At 57.3% G+C, this 17,680-nt stretch carries 18 protein-coding genes and 1 pseudogene; 9 read left to right on the plus strand and 10 right to left on the minus strand.

Features of this window, described 5'->3' with window-relative positions; all coding sequences use genetic code 11:
* Positions 1 to 21 precede the first annotated feature (21 nt).
* A pseudogene (locus Q7L55_11445) lies at positions 22 to 1,148 on the plus strand (FAD-dependent oxidoreductase).
* Here Q7L55_11445 and Q7L55_11450 read toward each other — a convergent pair.
* The 6 genes from Q7L55_11450 to Q7L55_11475 form a co-directional block, all read right to left on the minus strand.
* The gene (locus Q7L55_11450; GenBank protein ID MDO8733161.1) at positions 1,109 to 2,113 is read right to left on the minus strand and encodes an alpha/beta hydrolase; all 1,005 of its coding nucleotides are present in this window, start codon (positions 2,111 to 2,113) and stop codon (positions 1,109 to 1,111) included. The pseudogene Q7L55_11445 and the gene Q7L55_11450 overlap by 40 nt on opposite strands.
* Positions 2,103 to 4,058 carry an ABC transporter ATP-binding protein gene (locus Q7L55_11455; GenBank protein ID MDO8733162.1) on the minus strand — a complete coding sequence of 652 codons (1,956 nt, stop codon included), beginning with the start codon at positions 4,056 to 4,058 and terminating at the stop codon, positions 2,103 to 2,105. The genes Q7L55_11450 and Q7L55_11455 overlap by 11 nt, the downstream gene beginning before the upstream one ends.
* Complete coding sequence (locus Q7L55_11460) at positions 4,055 to 5,785, minus strand: ABC transporter ATP-binding protein (GenBank protein MDO8733163.1); 1,731 nt, start codon at positions 5,783 to 5,785, stop codon at positions 4,055 to 4,057. The genes Q7L55_11455 and Q7L55_11460 overlap by 4 nt, the downstream gene beginning before the upstream one ends.
* 183 nt (positions 5,786 to 5,968) lie before the next feature.
* Complete coding sequence (locus Q7L55_11465; protein MDO8733164.1) at positions 5,969 to 6,544, minus strand: TMEM175 family protein; 576 nt, start codon at positions 6,542 to 6,544, stop codon at positions 5,969 to 5,971.
* 24 nt (positions 6,545 to 6,568) lie between these two features.
* Positions 6,569 to 6,856 carry a hypothetical protein gene (locus Q7L55_11470; protein ID MDO8733165.1) on the minus strand — a complete coding sequence of 96 codons (288 nt, stop codon included), beginning with the start codon at positions 6,854 to 6,856 and terminating at the stop codon, positions 6,569 to 6,571.
* A gap of 181 nt (positions 6,857 to 7,037) precedes the next feature.
* Positions 7,038 to 7,418 (minus strand): SHOCT domain-containing protein, encoded by a 381-nt coding sequence (locus Q7L55_11475; protein MDO8733166.1) that lies wholly within the window; start codon positions 7,416 to 7,418, stop codon positions 7,038 to 7,040.
* A 100-nt stretch (positions 7,419 to 7,518) separates the two neighbouring features.
* Between Q7L55_11475 and Q7L55_11480 the strand changes: the two genes are divergently transcribed.
* Positions 7,519 to 8,307, plus strand: a complete 789-nt coding sequence (locus tag Q7L55_11480; GenBank protein ID MDO8733167.1) for an ion channel — start codon at positions 7,519 to 7,521, stop codon at positions 8,305 to 8,307.
* 27 nt (positions 8,308 to 8,334) lie between these two features.
* Here the strand turns inward: Q7L55_11480 and Q7L55_11485 are convergent, their stop codons facing one another.
* Positions 8,335 to 9,159, minus strand: coding sequence for an alpha/beta hydrolase (locus tag Q7L55_11485; protein ID MDO8733168.1), 825 nt, complete (start codon positions 9,157 to 9,159; stop codon positions 8,335 to 8,337).
* A 356-nt stretch (positions 9,160 to 9,515) separates the two neighbouring features.
* On the opposite strand from Q7L55_11485, the gene Q7L55_11490 reads away from it, so the two are divergent.
* From Q7L55_11490 to Q7L55_11500, 3 genes are all read left to right on the plus strand, one after another.
* A complete protein-coding gene (locus Q7L55_11490) occupies positions 9,516 to 9,659 on the plus strand; it encodes a hypothetical protein (protein ID MDO8733169.1) in 144 nt (47 codons plus the stop codon).
* Positions 9,660 to 9,837: 178 nt separating this feature from the next.
* Positions 9,838 to 10,419 carry a hypothetical protein gene (locus Q7L55_11495; protein MDO8733170.1) on the plus strand — a complete coding sequence of 194 codons (582 nt, stop codon included), beginning with the start codon at positions 9,838 to 9,840 and terminating at the stop codon, positions 10,417 to 10,419.
* Between the two features lie 62 nt (positions 10,420 to 10,481).
* The gene (locus tag Q7L55_11500) at positions 10,482 to 11,618 is read left to right on the plus strand and encodes a YbhN family protein (protein MDO8733171.1); all 1,137 of its coding nucleotides are present in this window, start codon (positions 10,482 to 10,484) and stop codon (positions 11,616 to 11,618) included.
* A 10-nt stretch (positions 11,619 to 11,628) separates the two neighbouring features.
* Here the strand turns inward: Q7L55_11500 and Q7L55_11505 are convergent, their stop codons facing one another.
* From Q7L55_11505 to Q7L55_11515, 3 genes are all read right to left on the minus strand, one after another.
* Positions 11,629 to 12,783, minus strand: a complete 1,155-nt coding sequence (locus tag Q7L55_11505) for a thiolase family protein (protein MDO8733172.1) — start codon at positions 12,781 to 12,783, stop codon at positions 11,629 to 11,631.
* Positions 12,784 to 12,865: 82 nt separating this feature from the next.
* Positions 12,866 to 13,294, minus strand: coding sequence for an amidohydrolase family protein (locus tag Q7L55_11510; GenBank protein MDO8733173.1), 429 nt, complete (start codon positions 13,292 to 13,294; stop codon positions 12,866 to 12,868).
* Positions 13,295 to 13,449: 155 nt separating this feature from the next.
* The gene (locus tag Q7L55_11515; protein MDO8733174.1) at positions 13,450 to 14,868 is read right to left on the minus strand and encodes an APC family permease; all 1,419 of its coding nucleotides are present in this window, start codon (positions 14,866 to 14,868) and stop codon (positions 13,450 to 13,452) included.
* A 228-nt stretch (positions 14,869 to 15,096) separates the two neighbouring features.
* On the opposite strand from Q7L55_11515, the gene Q7L55_11520 reads away from it, so the two are divergent.
* The 4 genes from Q7L55_11520 to Q7L55_11535 all read left to right on the plus strand — a co-directional run bounded on the left by Q7L55_11520 (position 15,097) and on the right by Q7L55_11535 (position 17,679).
* On the plus strand, positions 15,097 to 15,396 hold the full coding sequence (locus Q7L55_11520) for a hypothetical protein (protein MDO8733175.1): 300 nt from the start codon (positions 15,097 to 15,099) through the stop codon (positions 15,394 to 15,396).
* On the plus strand, positions 15,389 to 16,039 hold the full coding sequence (locus Q7L55_11525) for a DUF2461 family protein (GenBank protein ID MDO8733176.1): 651 nt from the start codon (positions 15,389 to 15,391) through the stop codon (positions 16,037 to 16,039). Before Q7L55_11520 ends, Q7L55_11525 begins: the two co-directional genes overlap by 8 nt.
* Before the next feature lie 99 nt (positions 16,040 to 16,138).
* Entirely contained in the window at positions 16,139 to 16,678 is a 540-nt protein-coding gene (locus tag Q7L55_11530) for a glutathione peroxidase (GenBank protein MDO8733177.1), read from the plus strand.
* A gap of 23 nt (positions 16,679 to 16,701) precedes the next feature.
* A complete protein-coding gene (locus Q7L55_11535) occupies positions 16,702 to 17,679 on the plus strand; it encodes an NADP-dependent oxidoreductase (GenBank protein ID MDO8733178.1) in 978 nt (325 codons plus the stop codon).
* The last annotated feature ends 1 nt before the right edge of the window (position 17,680 follow it).

The following is a 17,680-nucleotide window of genomic DNA, read 5'->3' on the forward strand; positions in this document are numbered from 1 at the left end:
TTTCCGGGCTAAGGTCCTGCCATGACCACGCGCTTGGTCGTTCTCGGTGCCGGCTTTGGCGGGCTGGAAATCGCAACTCTCGTTTCTGAAGCCTGCTCAAGCAATGTCGAGATTGTGCTGATCGATCACAGCCCATATTTCGTCTTTGGGTTTTCCAAGCTCGATGTGATGTTCGGCATCCATACTCCGAGATCGTGAAACCGAGCGTGCGGTTCGTGTCAGCAAGCGTGACTTCCATTGATCCCAACGAACGTCGTGTTGCGACAACAGCGGGCGAGTTTGAGGCAGACATTCTGGTGATTGCTCTGGGTGCCAACCTTGATATCTCTGCCACACCAGGACTCGCAGAAGTTGGTCACGAGTTCTACACCGTCGCAGGGGCATTTGCTCTTCGCGAAGTGCTGGCTGACTTCAAAGGTGGTCGGGTCGTTATTGGTGTCACCTCAACACCGTTCAAGTGTCCCCCAGCGCCCAGTGAAACTGCGCTTCTCATGCACGAGTTCCTTTCGGACCGGGGTTTGAGCCAGGTATCGGACATCACACTGGTGATGCCTTTCGGCGTGCCGATTCCGCCTTCACCAGAAGCTTCTGAAGCAATCCTTCAAGCATTCTCTGAGCGCGGTATCAATTGGGTACCGGATCGAGTTGTCAAAGGTCTCAATGCTGATGCCAAGACAGTTGAGCTCAGCAACGAGGAGGAACTCCCATTCGATCTCTTCCTTGGTGTGCCGGTGCACCAAGTGCCGAAGGTCGTTGCGGAATCCGGCATGACTGTGGACGGCTGGATACCGGTTGATCCGCTCACCCTTGAGACCGCGCATCCGAATGTGTACGCAGTCGGAGACGTCACTAGCATCGGTACTCCCAAGGCCGGAGTCTTCTCTGAAGGCCAGGCGGTGGTGGTTGCCGAGCGAATCATCGCGACGATAGACAGGCAAGCACCGACAAGCGAGTACGACGGTCGCGGCATCTGCTACCTGGAGTTCGGTGACTTCGAGGTCGCAAAGGTCGACGTAGTTTTTCGTCCTGGTGAGCGACCTCAGGGTGATCTCGTTGGTCCCTCAAGTGCCTTGATGGATGACAAAGCGCAGTTCGGGGCTGAGCGGATTCAACGATGGTTCAGTCGGCAATGGAGTCCGCTCGGCTGACGCACTACTTCAACTGGCGAGGCGGCCAAGAAGGCATCGAATGTCCGGGCTGTGCGTTGCGGATTCTGAAAGAGGAAGGAATGGCCCGCGCCAGGCACCAACACCAATCGTGCTCCAGGCATTATTCGCGCAAGGAGTCGACTGTTGGCCGCTGGCGTGACGACATCGGAAGCGCCCGTGATGACGAGCGTGGGGATACTCAATGTTCGAAGAGCGCGGGAGTTGGCCTCGCTGCGAAGCCAAGGATCCTCAGCCGCGACCATCGCCCTGTAAGTGGCCGCAGGTACCTGCTCAGGCGGATACGCACCGGACTCAACGGCTGTGGAGAGTCGGTGCAGGAAGGCCCGTCCCGCGGCCTGCGCATCAGTTGAATGCGGGTAGTTCGTTTGCAGATACGCCTTGTCGCTCTCCTGGGATGCGCTGTCCAGTTGTTGCACCCATCGCGGCCCCAACTTCGCCTGCGGTCCGCCAGGATTCGTTGCAGCAAGGATGAGTTGCCGAACCACTTCGGGGTGGCGGATCGCGAGTTGCTGGGCAATGAAACCGCCCATCGACCAGCCCACGACATCAACTGGGGCCTTGGGCGATAGCACCTTGGCGAAGGCAGCCACCCAGTCGGCAGCGTTGGAGAAAGTCCATTTCGAAGGCGCTCGCGCAGACAGTCCGATCCCGGGGTAGTCGAACACCGTGACTCGATGTGACCTCGCGAGCGCAGCAAGCAGCGCTGGATCCCATTCGTTCATCGGCGAACCAGTGCCATTGAGCAATATCAGCGCAGGCCCGCTGCCAAGTTGAGCGAAAGCAAATGTCGTGCCTGCTGCGGAGGCATATTGAACGTGAAGAGTGGGAGAGCTCGTTGATGGGCTTGCGGAGGCCGTCAGACCGCTCGCCGATTCGATACCGATCAGTCCAAGGCCTGCGCACACAAGCAGCGCTATGGCGCGCGCAGTAGATCTACGCAACATCCGGGATTGCGCTCTCGAACTGGCTGGCATACAGAGAGTGATAGGCACCCTCGGCTGCCATGAGTTCTTCATGGCTGCCTTGCTCAACAATCTGTCCTCGATCCAGCACCAGGATCGTGTCGGCATCGCGAATCGTTGAGAGCCGGTGCGCGATGACGAAGGCGGTCTTCCCGTGACGAAGCCTGGCCATCGCCTCCTGGACAAGCACCTCAGTTCGTGTATCGACTGCGCTTGTGGCTTCGTCAAGGATCAGGATTGCCGGATCCGCCAGGAATGCTCGAGCAATCGTCAGCAGTTGGCGTTCGCCTGCCGAGACATTTGAGGATTCACCATCGAGCTTGGTTTCATAGCCGTGCGGAAGGGTGCGCACCAGGCGATCGACATAGGCCGCCTTAGCCGCCTCTTCAATCTCCTCATCTGTCGCACTCAATGATCCGTAGGCGATGTTCTCGCGAATGGTGCCCGTGAACAACCACGCATCCTGCAAGACCATGCCGAAAGTGCTGCGCAACTCATCGCGGGTCAGATCACGAATATCAACCCCATCCAGGAGAATTCGCCCGCCCTTGAGTTCATAGAAGCGCATCAGCAGATTCACCAAGGTGGTCTTGCCGGCACCCGTGTGGCCCACGATTGCCACGACTTCACCAGGTTCGACGTGGAGATCAAGACCCTCAATCAGCGGGGTGTCCTCCTTGTACCTGAAGGTCACGTCCTCGAAGTCCACACGTCCTCGAGGAAACTCAATGGTCGAAGGCGTGGTGCTGTCCGGGATCTCTTCCTCTTCATCGAGCACTTGGAACACCCGCTCGGCGGAGGCCAGGCCAGACTGCATCAGATTGATGATGCCCGCGAGTTGCGTGATCGGCATCGTGAACTGGCGTGAGTACTGAATGAATGCCTGCACATCGCCGAGTGAGATTGCGCCGGTGGCAACTCGAAGGCCGCCGACGACTGCGATGAGCACATAGTTCAAGTTCGAGATCATCAGCATGGCTGGCTGCGCGATGCCAGAGAGGAATTGCGCCTTGAAACTTGCTTCGTACATCTTCTCGTTGGCCGCGTTGAAATCGGCGATTGCCTCAGATCGATGCCCGTACACCTTCACGAGTTCATGACCGCTGTACATCTCTTCAACATGTCCGTTGAGGGTTCCTGTCCACCTCCATTGCTGCGAGAAATGCGGTTGCGCTTTGCGTGCAACAGCAATGGTCACAAAGAAGGATAGCGGAACCGTCAGCAAGGAGATCAGCGCAAGAATCGGGCTGATCCACAGCATCATGATCAGTACGCCAACGACAGTCAGAAGTGAAGTAATCGTCTGAGTGAGCGCCTGCTGCAAAGTCATCGAGACGTTGTCGATGTCGTTTGTGACCCGGCTCAGCAGATCACCCCGCGAATGGCGGTCGTAGTAACTCAACGGAAGTCGGGCCAGCTTGGCATCGACTTCCTCGCGAAGGCGATACATCGTGCGTTGCGTAACGCCCGCCATGAGAAAGGCCTGCACGTACATGAACGCCGAACTCAACATGTACACGATGATCACCAGCGCGAGAATGCGCCCGAGCTGTGTGAAGTCCACGCCAACGCCGGGACTCACAGACGTGGAGGCGAGCAGATCGGCCTGTGCTGAGTTCCCCGAGGCATTCAGGGCAGCAACGGCTTGATCCTTGGTGAGACCCGCGGGAATCTGATTGCCAAGGAAGCCGTCAAAGACCACGTTGGTTGCCTGCCCGAGAAGGAAGGGTCCAAGCACAGCGAAGAACACGCTGATCGATCCCAATACAAAGACTGCGGTGATCTGCAGCCGCTCAGGCAGGAGGCGCGAGGCCAGACGCTTCAATGATGCCGCGAAGGCCTTTGGCTTCTCCGGCGCCATTGCTCCTGGTCCGGGTGGACCGCCGGGACGTCGCATCATCGGGCCTGCTGGCCCACCGCCGCTCATGCTGCCTCCGTCACACTGAGCTGGGAGAACACAATCTCGCGGTAGGTCTCACATTCGGCCATCAATTCCTGATGGGTTCCAATGCCCTCCACTTGGCCATCCTCAAGCACGATGATCTGCTCGGCCTGCATCACCGTGCTCACTCGCTGGGCAACGATGATGACGGTGGCATGGGTGGTCTGCTCTTTCAAAGCGCTGCGCAGGCGAGCATCGGTCGTGAAATCCAGAGCCGAGAAGGAGTCATCGAAGATGTAGATGAGCGGTCGGCGAATCAGCGCTCGCGCAATGGCGATGCGCTGACGTTGTCCTCCCGAAAGGTTCGCGCCGCCTTGATCAATCCGGGCTAGGAGACCGCCCTGCAACTCGCCCACGAAATCTGCAGCCTGCGCCGTCTCTAATGCGGCCCACATCTCCTCTTCTGTGGCTTCAGGCTTTCCAAACTTCAGATTGCTCTCGATGGTTCCTCGAAAGAGGAATGCCTTCTGCGGCACTGCGCCAAAGGCCGACCAAAGGGATTCGAAGGAGAGCTCGCGCACATCAACGCCATCGACGAGCACTTGTCCTGCCGATACGTCGTAGAGACGCGACATCAGATTGATAGCAGTCGTCTTGCCAACGCCTGTGCTGCCAACGATGGCCGTGACTTGACCGGGCCTGCAGGTGAAACTGACTCCTTGAAGAACGGGCTGCTCGGCTCCTGGGTAGAGGAAATCGACATCACGAAATTCAACAAGGCCAATGGTGGGAACGATCTGCGCGGGATGCTCGGGTTCGACGATTGCCGGCTCGGTATCCAAGACCTCTTGAATGCGCTCGGCCGATGCTGCCGCGCGCGGAATCATCACCACGATCATCACTGCCATCATCACTGAGGTCAGGATCTGCATGACGTAAGCGATGAACGCCGTGAGGTTGCCGATTTGCAGGGAACCATCGTTGACCAGTTGCCCGCCAAACCACAGCACGCCGACTACTGCCAGGTTCAGAATCAAGGACAGCGAAGGCATCATCAGAGCAAAGAGGCGCTGCACTCGAAGAGAGGTCGCGGTGAGCGCGTCATTGGCTTCCGCGAAGCGCTCGCGCTCATAGCGATTGCGGACGAATGCGCGAATGACGCGGATGCCGGACAGGTTCTCGCGAAGGACAAGGTTGATCCGGTCTATTCGCTCCTGCATGACCTGAAATTGCGGGACGGCCCGCAGCACGATTGATCCGATGACCAAGAGAAGCAAGGGGATGACGACAAGCAAGAGGGCCGAAAGGCGCAGATCCTCGTGCATGGCCATCAACACCCCGCCAATGGCAACGATGGGTGCCGAGATCATCGTCGTCAATGCCATGATGACGAGCATCTGGATTTGCTGGACGTCGTTGGTATTTCGCGTGATCAAGGATGGCGCGGTGAATTCATTCACCTCGCGTAAAGCGAAGCCTTGAACCTTCTCAAATATTGAACGGCGGACATCACGGCCAAACCGCATTGCCGTTCGCGCGCTGTAGTACACCGCGACGACTCCCGCAATCGTGAACACGGCAGTAACCAGGAGCATGAAGGCGCCCGTGCGCAGGATGTAGTCCGTGTCGCCTTTGAGGACACCGTTGTTGATGATTGAGGCATTGAGGTTTGGTAAATACAACTGTCCAAGGGCTTGAATGGACAGCAACACGATGATGACTATCAGTGTTCGCCTGTAGGGCTGCAGAAATCGGCGAAGCAGGCGAATCATCAATAGGCACATCCATCCAAGGCTCAGAATATGGATCGATCGTAAACCTCAGGCAATTGCGAGTACTGCGTTACGCCAGTAACGAACAGTGAGCCGGTGACTCGATTGAAGCCTTGAGATCCAGCCGGTAACCCATTCCTGGTTCTGTCATCAGGTGACGCGGATGAGCTGGGTCAATCTCGGTTAACTGTTGAAAGCGCGCTCCAACTTGCGATCGGGCACGAGCCACATACCAGCAACAACGACATAGAGTGCAACCGCAACCCAAGGTTGAAAGAACGAAACCACGATGCCAAGGGAATAAATAATGGGTGAGATCTTTCCCTTGAGATTGCTCCCCAGCACAGCGGCGATTTCAGACTCAGGACCTTGAGCGCGAATGATGACGATAAGCAGCAGGTAGAACGCGATCGCGGCCATCATCAGAACCCCGCCATACACGGCCGTCGGAATAGGCTCGAAGTGGTTCAGGCCCATCCAACCCGTCGCAAACGGGAAGAGCGACAGCCAAAACAGCAAGCTAAAATTCGCCCACAGCACTCCGCCAGTGACCCTGGTACTGGCTTGGAGCAAGTGGTGATGGTTATTCCAGTAGATGGCCAAGTAGATGAAACTCAATACATACGTGAGAAAAACAGGAATGACCGGTTCAAGCGACGACCAATCAGCACTCTCAGGTGGGCGAAGCTCCAGCACCATGATCGTGATCAGGATTGCGATCACTGCGTCGCTGAATGCTTCTAGCCGTCCCTTGCTCACGATAGGGAAGGTATCAACGCAGAGTCAGGACTGCGATGCCTGCATGCGCTGTGAGGCAGACCGGCTCGAATAGGAGCCGATGTCGAATAGAAAGCCAAGTGCGACGACCAACCAGCCAATGCCACTGACGCCACCAGCAACCGACCAAGCCGCGCAGTAGGCCAGTGCAGTCCAAGGCAGGAGCAGCAACCCAAGAAGGGGCAAGAAGAAGTTGCCGGAAAAGGCGTCGCTCACTCGAGGGGTAAAGATCCAGGCATAGAGAAGTGCGAGCCGAGGTCCGAGGAATCCGAGTACGAGTACGACGCAACACATGCCTCGGAGCGTAGGACACCCTGAGTTGATTCGCACCAGCTTGACGGTGCACATTTCACTGAACACTGCCGCCCGCAACTGCAGACACATTGCGCGCCACATGGTTCTCTCGAAAGAAACAACCTGGGGTGCCCGCGTAATCGCGAGCACCCCAAAGATTGTTGTCGAACTTTCATCAGGCCTACGCCAGTGCTTTGGCCTTCAATGAATCGAACTCCTGCTGATTGATCGTGCCTGAATCAAGCAGCGCCTTTGCAGAGGCGATCTGATCAGCGGGTGCAGCCACAGAGCCGGCGGCCTGCTGGATGTAGGCCTTCTGAGCCGCTTCAGCCTTGTCCATCGCTGCCTTGCGGCGCTCGGCCATGCTGTTGCCACGTGCGATCAGATAAACCAGAACCGCGAAGGGCCCAAACAGAATCAGGGCAACCACCCAGATTGCCTTGGCTCCGCCACCCATGGTGTGATCGCCGAAGAGGTCGAAGATGACCATGAAGAAGACCATGAAGTACATGACCATGAAGAAGATGACGAAAAGGCTCCACAAGACATCGCCTAGTTGCATTGCGCTTACCCCCTGCTAGTTGATGTTCCGGACTTTAGCGGAGTTGCGCACCGCCAGCGTGGCTCACACAAGCAGGCATCAATTCGCAACAAGATGAGCCATGGCCAAGAGGACTCCAACACTCACGCCCAAGGGCCAACATTGGGTCAGCGTGACGGCTCGACTGCTTGATGCACTAGCAGTGGTCTTCCTGATCGATCTTCTCTTGATCTGGTCGCTGCCAGATGCATCGAGCGGGATAACACTCGCGTTTGATCTCATCGCCTGGCTTGTCTGGGCTGGATTCGCGGTCGACTATTTCGTGCGATTGAGTTGTTCAAAGCCAAAGAGCGCATTCGTTGCCACCCACAAGCTCGATCTGCTCATGGTGTTGCTGCCGATGCTGCGAATTCTTCGCGTGTTCTTGCTACTGCGAAAAAGTCTTGCCTCCGTCAGCACCGAGAAGATTGCCGGCTCCATCGGCAGTCTGGTCATTGTTGTTGTCTTCGTCAGTTCATTTCTCGAATGGCAGGTGGAGAAGGACGCCGCGGACGCGACTATCACCAGTTTTCGCACGGCGCTCTGGTGGGCGGTAGTCACTACGACAACCGTCGGCTATGGCGACTACACGCCGGTGACCCCGACCGGCCGACTCATCGCGATAGTCGTGATGATGGTGGGCATCGGATTGATCGGAACCATCAGCGCCACCGTCGCTTCGTGGTTTGTGAAACGTCCCAATGAGTCCAATCCACCTGAAGTGGCCGAAGGCGAATCAGCAGCCACCCCCGCAGCGCCCCAGGCTCATGCCGAACTCCTCGCTCGCCTCGATCGCCTCACCGAACAACAAGAGGAGATCCGTGCACTGCTCATCAGTAGTCCACCGGGTTCAATGGCAAGCAAGCAATAACCACCGCATACTGTCCGATCAACTGCCTTAGAGGTCATGGCTCCCAAGGAAAGCCGCTGACCGCTGCCCCCAGGTCAACAGATCCTCGTGAGTGTCGGTCACATGCAACTGGGCATTCGGCATGGCCGACATCAGTTCTTGGGCCGTGACCACAGGATGTCCAGGGTCGCCCGCCCAGGGCAGGATCAATGTGGCCTGGGTAAGGGTGGAGAGCAATGCCAGCGGCGGCAGGTCACTGAGCCCGGCTCCGCGGAACACAGTCGGCAACAATTCGAAACTGATGTCCGGAGCAGCCGGATAGCCGGGGACGTTGGCAAAGACAGGCGGCACTGATACAGGTGCTTGGGCGAATAGCGCCGCGACTGCATCTGGCTCGCTACTTTCAAAAAGATCCGCCATTTGGCGATAGATGCCAGCCTGATCAGCTCGGGTCTCCCACGCTGTCGGCGGAGCGGTGAGAATCAACGCGGCAAATCGATCTGGCCGCTGAGATGCCGCGTGCAACAAGATGCCGGTGCCCATCGACGAGCCAATGCCAACAACGGGCGCATCAGGTGAGAAGTGATCTGCCAGCGCGAGCATGTCCTTGGCCAAGTCAGCCCACGAGTAGTCCTCGGCGTTTCGCGTTCCCGAGGACTCACCGTGCCCTCGTGCGTCATACGAGATCAACTGCCTGCCAGCATCCAGAACTTCAGAAAAGTCACTCAGGCCCATTATTCGATTGTTCGCACGGCTCGAAGTGAGGCCATGTGCACTGATGACAACAGGACCGCTCCCGCGCTGCGTATATGCGAAGCGATTGCCTCGAAGTTCGACATATTGCGTTGTTGACAAACTTGCGTCACGCGACACGGTTGCTCCCATCGTTTGCATTCAGAAACGTGCATTCCTCAGTTACTGCACGTCTTTCGCAGCTGGAAACTACTCGTGCTGCAAAGCAACAATCACGCGATTCTTTGTAAACATTTCAAATGGGCTTCTGCAATAACAGAACGTTGTTCCCCTCGTGGAATAGCCGAGTACGAAAACTTGTTGTACGCCAATGTTTTCTATCTCTTCATAGTCGAAACACGACCGTGACGTAGGACACGTCCTGATTGCGAAGAGTGCACTTTTCTAATGAGACAATTGGGACACCAAACAAGGCCGTACGCGGTTGCAGGCCACAAGCCAAGCAACGGCGTACACAAGTAAAGGAGCACAACTCCATGAAGATCACATCAATGTTCCATCGCAAGGACTCTTCCACTGAGAATGGCGACATTCGCAAGGAGTGGGACCGCCGACGTGCCATGGCCATCGGCGCAAGCGAGCTCGCAGAGATCGACGCAATCTTCTCCCGCGCCCTCTGATCTGAGTCGCTAACGAATCAACAGCTAGTCCATTGAAGTTGGGCACGTCGACTGCAAAGTTCGCTGATGACGTGCCCAACAGGACTTTCAGGATTGCAAATGTCTCTGTATTCACATCACATATTCCTTCCTGACATTGGTAGGTTCGACCCACCAGTTTCAGGAATTGGAGCGCGCGATGAAAAGGATGCTCGTTGTCATTGCGGCTGCCGGATTACTGGCTGCCTGCAGTTCCACCAGCACAGAGCCAACAGCGAGTTCTTCAGCTACTAGCGGCTCCGAACCAAGTGCGGCGTTGATCGCATGGGCGGATCAGGTGTGCACTGACACCTCGACTTTGCAGAGTTCAATTACCGACATCGGAACGGCTGTGACATCGGGCGGCACGGATCTTCAGACGTCTATCGCACAGCAGTTCATTCTGATCCAACAAGCCGGGCAGGAACTGGCGACAACTGTCGGCACAATTCCTGACACCGATACTTCGGGCGCCAATGCGACCGCAATCCAGCAGTCGAGTGACGACTTGAATTCTGCCGTCGCTGCGTTGGGCACCAGTATCGCCGGCTTGAAGGATGCATCCGGCATCGACCTTGCATCCGCGCTCTTGAGCGTGGGCAGCTCGGCTGCTGAGGCAGGCCAAGCCGCAATCGACAACATCAAGGCGATCGACGCTGCCATCAAGGATCGCTCAGCAGCAATCGGCAAAGCGTTTGAAGCAAGTCCATCTTGTGCTGCTCTTACAACTGACAAGCAGTAGCACGCAATCACCGCGGCGGGGCGACTAGATGCCACATCCACATCTGTGGTCGAATTCCGATCGTGACGACTCCGGATAGTTCTCCTGTGCCAGAGCCGGTCGATGACGACGACATTGGTGACGCCGGTCTACCCAAGGATCGGCCGAAAGGCGTCATTCGCCGCATTCTTTCGGGCCTTCTCTCCTACGGCGTCGTCATCATCGCCTTGCTGTTCTTGTTCAGCAAGATGGAAGGTGCCGAGAACACTGGCGACGCGCTCGCCCTGATCACCTGGCCGCAGGTCGTCGTCATCAGTCTCTTGGGCGTCTTCAATCTCTTCACCAACTGGCCACCGTTCATTGTGGTCCTCCGCGGTCTGCGTTTACGCGAAGCCGCCGTGACGAACACTGCGTCCGCTGCACTATCCAACACGGTGCCCGAAGGCGGAGCGATCGCCACGGGCCTCAACTTCGCGATGTTGCGCTCATGGGGCTTCGCACTCGACGACATCACATCCGAAGTAATCGTTACCGGTGTCTGGTCGCAGATGACGAAGTTCACCCTGCTCGCCGTCTCGCTCGCAGCGGTCTCGATCTATGGACCAGCGCCAGAGAACCTTGTCTGGTGGGCGCTGCTTCTCCTTGGACTTGTGGTGCTCGCAGCGATCATCCTCGGCCTGATTCTTCGGAGCGAGGGATTTTCTCGCAGGCTCGGTGGATGGACGAACGCCGTTCTGCGCTTCGCGCGCAAAATCATCAAAAGGATGAAGCCACCGGACATGACCACTGAACTCCCGAGATTCCGCTCACAAATGATCCAGAGTCTGCGTACTTGCTGGATGCGCCTGACATTTGCGACGATCGCTTCGCAGTTGACTGCCTGCTTGGTACTAGGGGTTGCCTGCCGGGTGCAGGGGCTCGGCATCGACACCATCTCCTGGTGGACGATCGTCCTGGCATATGGCTGCGTGATCCTCGCCTCACTCCTCATTCCGACTCCGGGTGGGCTTGGAGTCGCTGAAATAGTGCTCGTCGCTGTTCTCGGCTACCGGCTGCCCGAATCTGAACAAACCGCGATTCTGGCCGCAGTCGTCCTCTACCGGCTGGCGACCTTCTTGGTGCCGATCCCCATCGGACTGGTCACCTATCTGTACTGGCGGCGATCAACCAAATGGCGTCGACCCGTCGACTCGCGTCGGATATATCCCCAGGCTGCGTAGCGTCGGTCAGTTACTCAGCTGTCAGTAGCGCACAGGCAGCGAAGCCGCCAACTGCGTTGCTCACCACGCCGACCTTCGGATTGTTCGGCAGCGCTCGATCGCCCGCGGTGCCGCGCAATTGACGCGTGACCTCAATGAAGAAGTTGGCTCCGTGACGCCGGCCGACATTGCACGCGCCACCATCGGTGTTGGTGGGCAGCGAGCCGTCAACGCCTGTTGCACCTGATCGAATGAAGGCGCCGCTTTGACCTTCGTCGCAAAAGCCGAGAGCTTCCATCCATTGCATGGCAATGAACGTGAAGCCGTCATATAAGCCTGCCGTCTGAACATCCTTCGGCTTGAGGTCAGTGCGGCTCCACATCCGCTGGGACGCCATCCACGGCGAGGACTTTGTCATCTCCTCAACGAGACTGAAGTCGGACTCCTTTGTGGTGCCGTTGGCCCAGGAGTCGAAGAACACCGGCTTCTGCTTGAGATCCCTTGCGCGCTCTTCGGTGGTGAAGATGAGAGCGCTGGATGAGTCGACCGGGTAGTCACAGTCGAGCATATGCAGCGGCGCGAAGATGTAGCGCGAGTTCATGTAGTCATCCATGGTCAACGGGTCGGTGTGGAATGCCTCCGCCGGGTTGTTCGTCGCGAATTTACGCTGCGCGATGGCCATGGCGCCGAAGTCCTCTTCGGTACTGCCGTACTTGGCCATGTGTCGCTGCATGTAGAAGGCAGCCCACGAGGGTCCACCAACGCCGTATGGCGTTGCGAGTTGACCTGGACCATCAATCTTGGCGCTGCCATCGACCATGTCCAGAGTCGGTCCTGCCGCACCCCGACGATGGACGGTGCGAATCGTGAGTACCGTCTCTGCAGAACCAGAGGCGATTGCAGCTATCGCATGCATGGCCGCGACGCTGTATGCCGCACCGTCGCAGTTGCCTGAATAGAAGGCCAGATCAGGAATTCCAAGGTTGGCAGCCGTGTGCGTAGACGACACGAACTGGGCAGGGAAGCTGTGCGTCACGACGCCATCGATGTCGGTTGGCTTCAGCCCCGCATCCTCCATGGCCGCAACACTTGCTTGAGCAGTGAGTGCGTCCAGACTCAAACCGGTATTGCGTCCAATGGTTGAGTACCCGACTCCAACAATTGCGACCCGCGGCATGGTGGCCATGATCCGTCCTTCCTTCATGCATCTGCGATCCGATATTGAGTGTGGCAGGGCGGGAGCTCTCGCTCCCGCCCTTTCACGATTTTCACTGCGACAGCTTGACCTTGTATACGCCAGCAGCGTTGTCCTGCACGATCTTCCGCCGAACCTCAGGGCTCAGATCGCGTATGACATCTGCGAAATGGTCATGAGAGTTTGGGAAGAGACAGGTCGGATGCGGGATGTCCGTCTCAATCATGACGTTGTCCACGCCCACGTCATCAAGAATCTTCATTGCTGATCGCTCGAACCAGCTCATGACATAGACGTTGCTGCGGAAGTACTCCGTAGGTCGATGCTTTTGTAAGCCTCGCTCCTCCTTGGTCGTGACCATCTCATCGAGTTGGTACTCGCAGGCTTCCAGCATGAATGGGACCCAACCGATCCCGCTCTCCGCAGAGACGACCTTCACATTCGGATAGCGCTCGAAGATGTCGCTCCAACGCTGTACACGCTCAGCGAGGGCTCGGCTCAAGAAGCGCTCCTGACATTGAAGTTCTCTCCCGGCGTCACCGCTTACGCGTTCACCTTCGGCTAGATCGTTCTCAGGAAGTGCCGCTGCGATGCTGCAGACACAACTTGGAGACGCGAAGGGCTTCGCCATCACCGTCGTGAACCACCGACATTGGCTTATGCGTCAGGCGCGAGTACTGGAGTGTCCTGGCGCAAGGTTTCGCCGCGGAAGAACTCTGGCTGGTGCAATTGCCACAACAGCATCACCACAATGCCCACCGCGAGTGATCCCAAGCCGATGATGAACACACTCCCGATGCCCCAGATATCAGTCCCGGTGTAGTCGGGGCTGAACATCTGAATCGAACTGGCAACGAAAGCAAAGGCCAGCATCAATCCGCCGAGCAGGGGCAGCAAGAACTTCACCAAGAATGCCTGCCAACTCGTGAAGACCTCATGGCGGAAATACCAGACACATGAGAATCCAGTGAGGGCGTAGTAGAAGGCAATGGCGAGTGAGATCGACAGGATGGTGTCCTGCAGGACAGAGTCAGAGATGATCGACATCACGACGTAGTACGACAGCCCGATCGCACACGTGACGAATGTCGAGAAGCCAGGCGTCATGTACTTGGGATGCACACGGGCGAACTGGTGAGGCAGCGCCTTGTAGGTAGCCATCGAAAGAGTTCCTCGAGCCGTGGGCAGGATCGTGGTTTGAGCTGACGCTGCTGCCGAGAGCAAGGTCACGATCAGGATGAACTGCGTTCCCCAGGGGCCAATCAACGGCAGGGCAATGGCGTGAAACACGTCATTTTGAATGGCCGGATTGTTCAGACCTGTCCCCGTGTCTCCCAGGCCCGCGTAAGCCACCACCGCAGTAGTCACCGACAAGTAGCCCACCAACAGAATCACAGTCGCGATGAGTGCAGCCCGGCCCGGAGTCTTCTTCGGGTCTTTCGTCTCCTCGTTGATGGCCAAGATCGCATCCCAGCCCCAGTAGATGAACAGACACAGCAGACTGGCCTGGACAAAATCTCCCAGTTGCATTCCGAAGGGGCTGAACCAAGCAAGTTCTGGCTTGAGTGACGCGGGGTTGCTGTGAGTGACATAAACAGCCCCGCATGCAGCGACTGCGAGCATCGCCATGGCGATGTACTGCAGTGCCACCAGGACCATCTGAGTCCAAGCGGCAATATTGATGCCTCGATAGGCGATGTAGGACATCACCAAAATGAAGACCACGCCAACACAGGCAACGGCGAATCGGTTGCCTACCAAGCCGCCCATGCCCAGAATCTGAAAGAGGTATTGGCCGGTGACTTCCGCAGCATTTCCAAGAAAGACAATGCCGGTAACGGCCACCGCCCAGCCGCCCATCCAGCCGGCATACGGGCCGAAGGCCTTTGTCGCCCAGGTAAAGGTCGTGCCACAGTCGGGCACCGCCGCATTGAGCTCGCGATACGCGTACGCCGTGAACAGCATTGGGATGAATGCCACCAACATGCAGGCTGGTGCCTTCACCCCGGCAATTGCAGCAACGAATCCGATGGTGGCGGCCAGCGAGAACACCGGCGCCGTGGAGGCCAAGCCCATTGCAGTCGCACCAGCGAGCCCGATCGAACCGGCCGCCAAACCCTTGCCCGGCACGGCTTCCGCGATGGTCACCGCCGAATCAGAGCCATCGGATGTGTTCGCCACCTACGTACCGTAGAACGAGCGACTGCAAGAGTGGGCAATGCGCGCCAATAGACCAGATCGACGGTGTTCGGTGACAACGCATGCACATCCAACTCAAAGCCTTGATCTGAGATCCCTAATTGAATGAGCACTCAGTGGTTACATGTGTCCGTGGAACCTGGTCCAGTACTCGTGCAGTTTCAAGGCGAGGTCTACGCAGGGCAACTCGTCTCCTGGCGCGAGGATCGAGATCAGAACACATGGAAGGGACTCGTTCAATTCTCGCGAGGTGGCCGCAAGGTTGAACTGTGGTTTCCGCAAGGTCAGATTCGCACCGTAAATGTGCACGATGCATCTGTCGAAGACGAGCAGTGGTCAGCAGACGCCGTTGATCGAATGCTGGCCAGCATTGAGGAAGCTGGCCAGGATCCTGAAAGTGCCTGATTTCCAAGGATTCGGACCAGGCTTGATTGATTTCTATCTCGCGCTTGAGAAGAACAACAATCGTGAGTGGTTTCAGGCGAATCGCGCCACTTATGACTCCCAAGTGGCACTGCCACTGAAGGCGCTGGCCAGCGAGTTGGAAACCAAGTACGCACCGATCAAGGTCTTCCGTCCGTATCGGAACACCCGATTCTGGCCCGAACTGCCTCCGCTGAACGAACACGCTTCGCTCGTTGCCAATGCCGGAGAATTGGCGATCTTCTATCTGCGGATCGATGCTGACGGCATGCTCGTCAACGGCGGCAGCCACCAACTCGATCGAACCCAGATCGCTCATTTTCGGTCGATCGTGGCGACCGAAAAGGGGGCTTCCATGGTTCGCGGCCTGCTCGCTGATGCCGCAACCCAGGGATTCACTCTTGCCGATGAATCCAGCCTGAAGACCGCGCCTCGGGGCTACTCCAAGGATCACCCCAACATTGATCTCCTGCGCTTGCGGAGCCTGTCGCTTAGTCGACATCACGCACCAGGTCGCTGGCTGGCCACTCGCGAATCCTTGGATCGGATTGTCAACGGCTGGCAAAGCGTCACTCCCTGGGTCCGGTGGCTGAGAGAAGATTTAGGTTTCGCACAATTTAATTGACGCCCGCCATATATAGTTCTGCTCTACAGCGAAGTACGAGATGCGGTCGTGGACTACCGTCATAGGCATCTCGCGACTGATCACTCGAATGGGGAATCTGTGACAAACACCTTCGATTTCACCGTGAAGGCTGCCGATGGCAACGACATTGCCCTCAGCGATTACTCCGGCAAGGCCGTGCTGATTGTGAACGTGGCCAGCAAGTGCGGGCTCACCCCTCAGTACGAAGCGCTGGAAGCTCACTACGAGGAGAACAAGGGCAAGGGATTTGAAATCATTGGTTTTCCTTGCAATCAATTTGGAGGGCAGGAGCCAGGGACTGACGAAGAGATTCAAGAGTTCTGCTCATTGACCTACAAGGTCGCTTTCCCCGTCATGAGCAAGATCGATGTCAATGGCGAGGATGCCGATCCGCTGTTCGTCTACTTGCGAGCTGAAGATCCAGGCGATTTCCAGCCGGTCATTCCACGCCTGTGGGATGCACTGAAAGAGCGCAACCCGCAGACCTTCGGCACCGATGAGGTCAAGTGGAATTTCACTAAGTTCTTGGTTGGCCGCGATGGCCATGTCATTCGCCGCTACGAGTCGTATGTAACGCCAGAAACGATCGCGGCGGATCTGCCCGAGGTATTGGGCTGAACACGAACCAGATCCTGGCGCTGATGAAGCGCCCGGTCGGATTTCCGGACTCCTCATGTTGGGAAGTTCGCGAGACAAGCATGCCCGAAGTTGGTGACGGGGAATTCTTGGTGCAGCTCGAAGAGTTCTCGATGGATCCGGCCATGCGGGGTTGGATGAACGAAAGCCCCGCCGCGGCCGCAGCCGTCGAACTCGGCAGCGCTATGCGCGCGACGGGCGCAGGAACTGTGGTCGAGTCGCGCAATTCCACATTTCCGGTGAATACGCAAGTGGTCGGCATGTTCAATGCGCAGACCTATGCGGTGTCCGATGGCACAGGAGTGACCGTGGTCGATCCTGCACTCGGCTCGGCTTCGATGTATCTCGGTCTTCTTGGTCTGTCAGGACTCACTGCCTACTTTGGGCTGATTGTTCATGCCAATCCACGAGCTGGGGACACTGTCGTTGTCTCGGCAGCCGCTGGCGCGGTTGGCTCCATCGTTGGACAACTTGCTGCTTTATCCGGCTGCCACACCATTGGCATCGCAGGAGGCTCCGAGAAGTGCGCACGAGTCACCGCTGAACTCGGCTACGACCTTGCCGTTGACTACAAATCGGGTGACTTCGCGGCTGATCTCGCTGCCGCCTGTGCAACAGGAATCGATCTGTACTTCGACAACGTAGGTGGTGAAGTGCTGAATGCCGCACTGGGAAATATCGCCGTGAACGGCCACGTTGTTCTCTGCGGTGGGATCTCTCAGTACAACGCCACGACACGGCCCCCAGGTCCCAGCAACTACATGAACCTGCTCGTGCGCAGAGCTCGAATGTCAGGGGTGGTGGTCTCCGACTATTCATCTGAATACCAGCGAGCTCGAGTACAGCTTGCGCAATGGGTGAAGCAGGGAAAGCTGGTAGCGCCCCAGACCCGAGTCAGCGGTGGATTGGCGGAATTCCCGTCGGTATTTGCGATGCTGTTCTCAGGAGAGAACTTCGGCAAGCTGCTGCTGGCTCTTGACTAGT

This window comes from Actinomycetota bacterium, assembly GCA_030650795.1.
Taxonomy (GTDB): domain Bacteria; phylum Actinomycetota; class Actinomycetes; order S36-B12; family S36-B12; genus UBA11398.

Coding starts and splice junctions, on each gene's coding strand:
- Q7L55_11505 (MDO8733172.1), bottom strand. CDS start 12,783: ATGGCCACCATGCCGCGGGTCGCAATTGTTGGAGTCGGGTACTCAACC.
- Q7L55_11535 (MDO8733178.1), top strand. CDS start 16,702: ATGAAGCGCCCGGTCGGATTTCCGGACTCCTCATGTTGGGAAGTTCGC.
- Q7L55_11450 (MDO8733161.1), bottom strand. CDS start 2,113: ATGTTGCGTAGATCTACTGCGCGCGCCATAGCGCTGCTTGTGTGCGCA.
- Q7L55_11475 (MDO8733166.1), bottom strand. CDS start 7,418: ATGCAACTAGGCGATGTCTTGTGGAGCCTTTTCGTCATCTTCTTCATG.
- Q7L55_11495 (MDO8733170.1), top strand. CDS start 9,838: ATGAAAAGGATGCTCGTTGTCATTGCGGCTGCCGGATTACTGGCTGCC.
- Q7L55_11480 (MDO8733167.1), top strand. CDS start 7,519: ATGGCCAAGAGGACTCCAACACTCACGCCCAAGGGCCAACATTGGGTC.
- Q7L55_11490 (MDO8733169.1), top strand. CDS start 9,516: ATGAAGATCACATCAATGTTCCATCGCAAGGACTCTTCCACTGAGAAT.
- Q7L55_11520 (MDO8733175.1), top strand. CDS start 15,097: ATGAGCACTCAGTGGTTACATGTGTCCGTGGAACCTGGTCCAGTACTC.
- Q7L55_11470 (MDO8733165.1), bottom strand. CDS start 6,856: ATGTGTTGCGTCGTACTCGTACTCGGATTCCTCGGACCTCGGCTCGCA.
- Q7L55_11460 (MDO8733163.1), bottom strand. CDS start 5,785: ATGATTCGCCTGCTTCGCCGATTTCTGCAGCCCTACAGGCGAACACTG.
- Q7L55_11455 (MDO8733162.1), bottom strand. CDS start 4,058: ATGAGCGGCGGTGGGCCAGCAGGCCCGATGATGCGACGTCCCGGCGGT.
- Q7L55_11515 (MDO8733174.1), bottom strand. CDS start 14,868: ATGGGCTTGGCCTCCACGGCGCCGGTGTTCTCGCTGGCCGCCACCATC.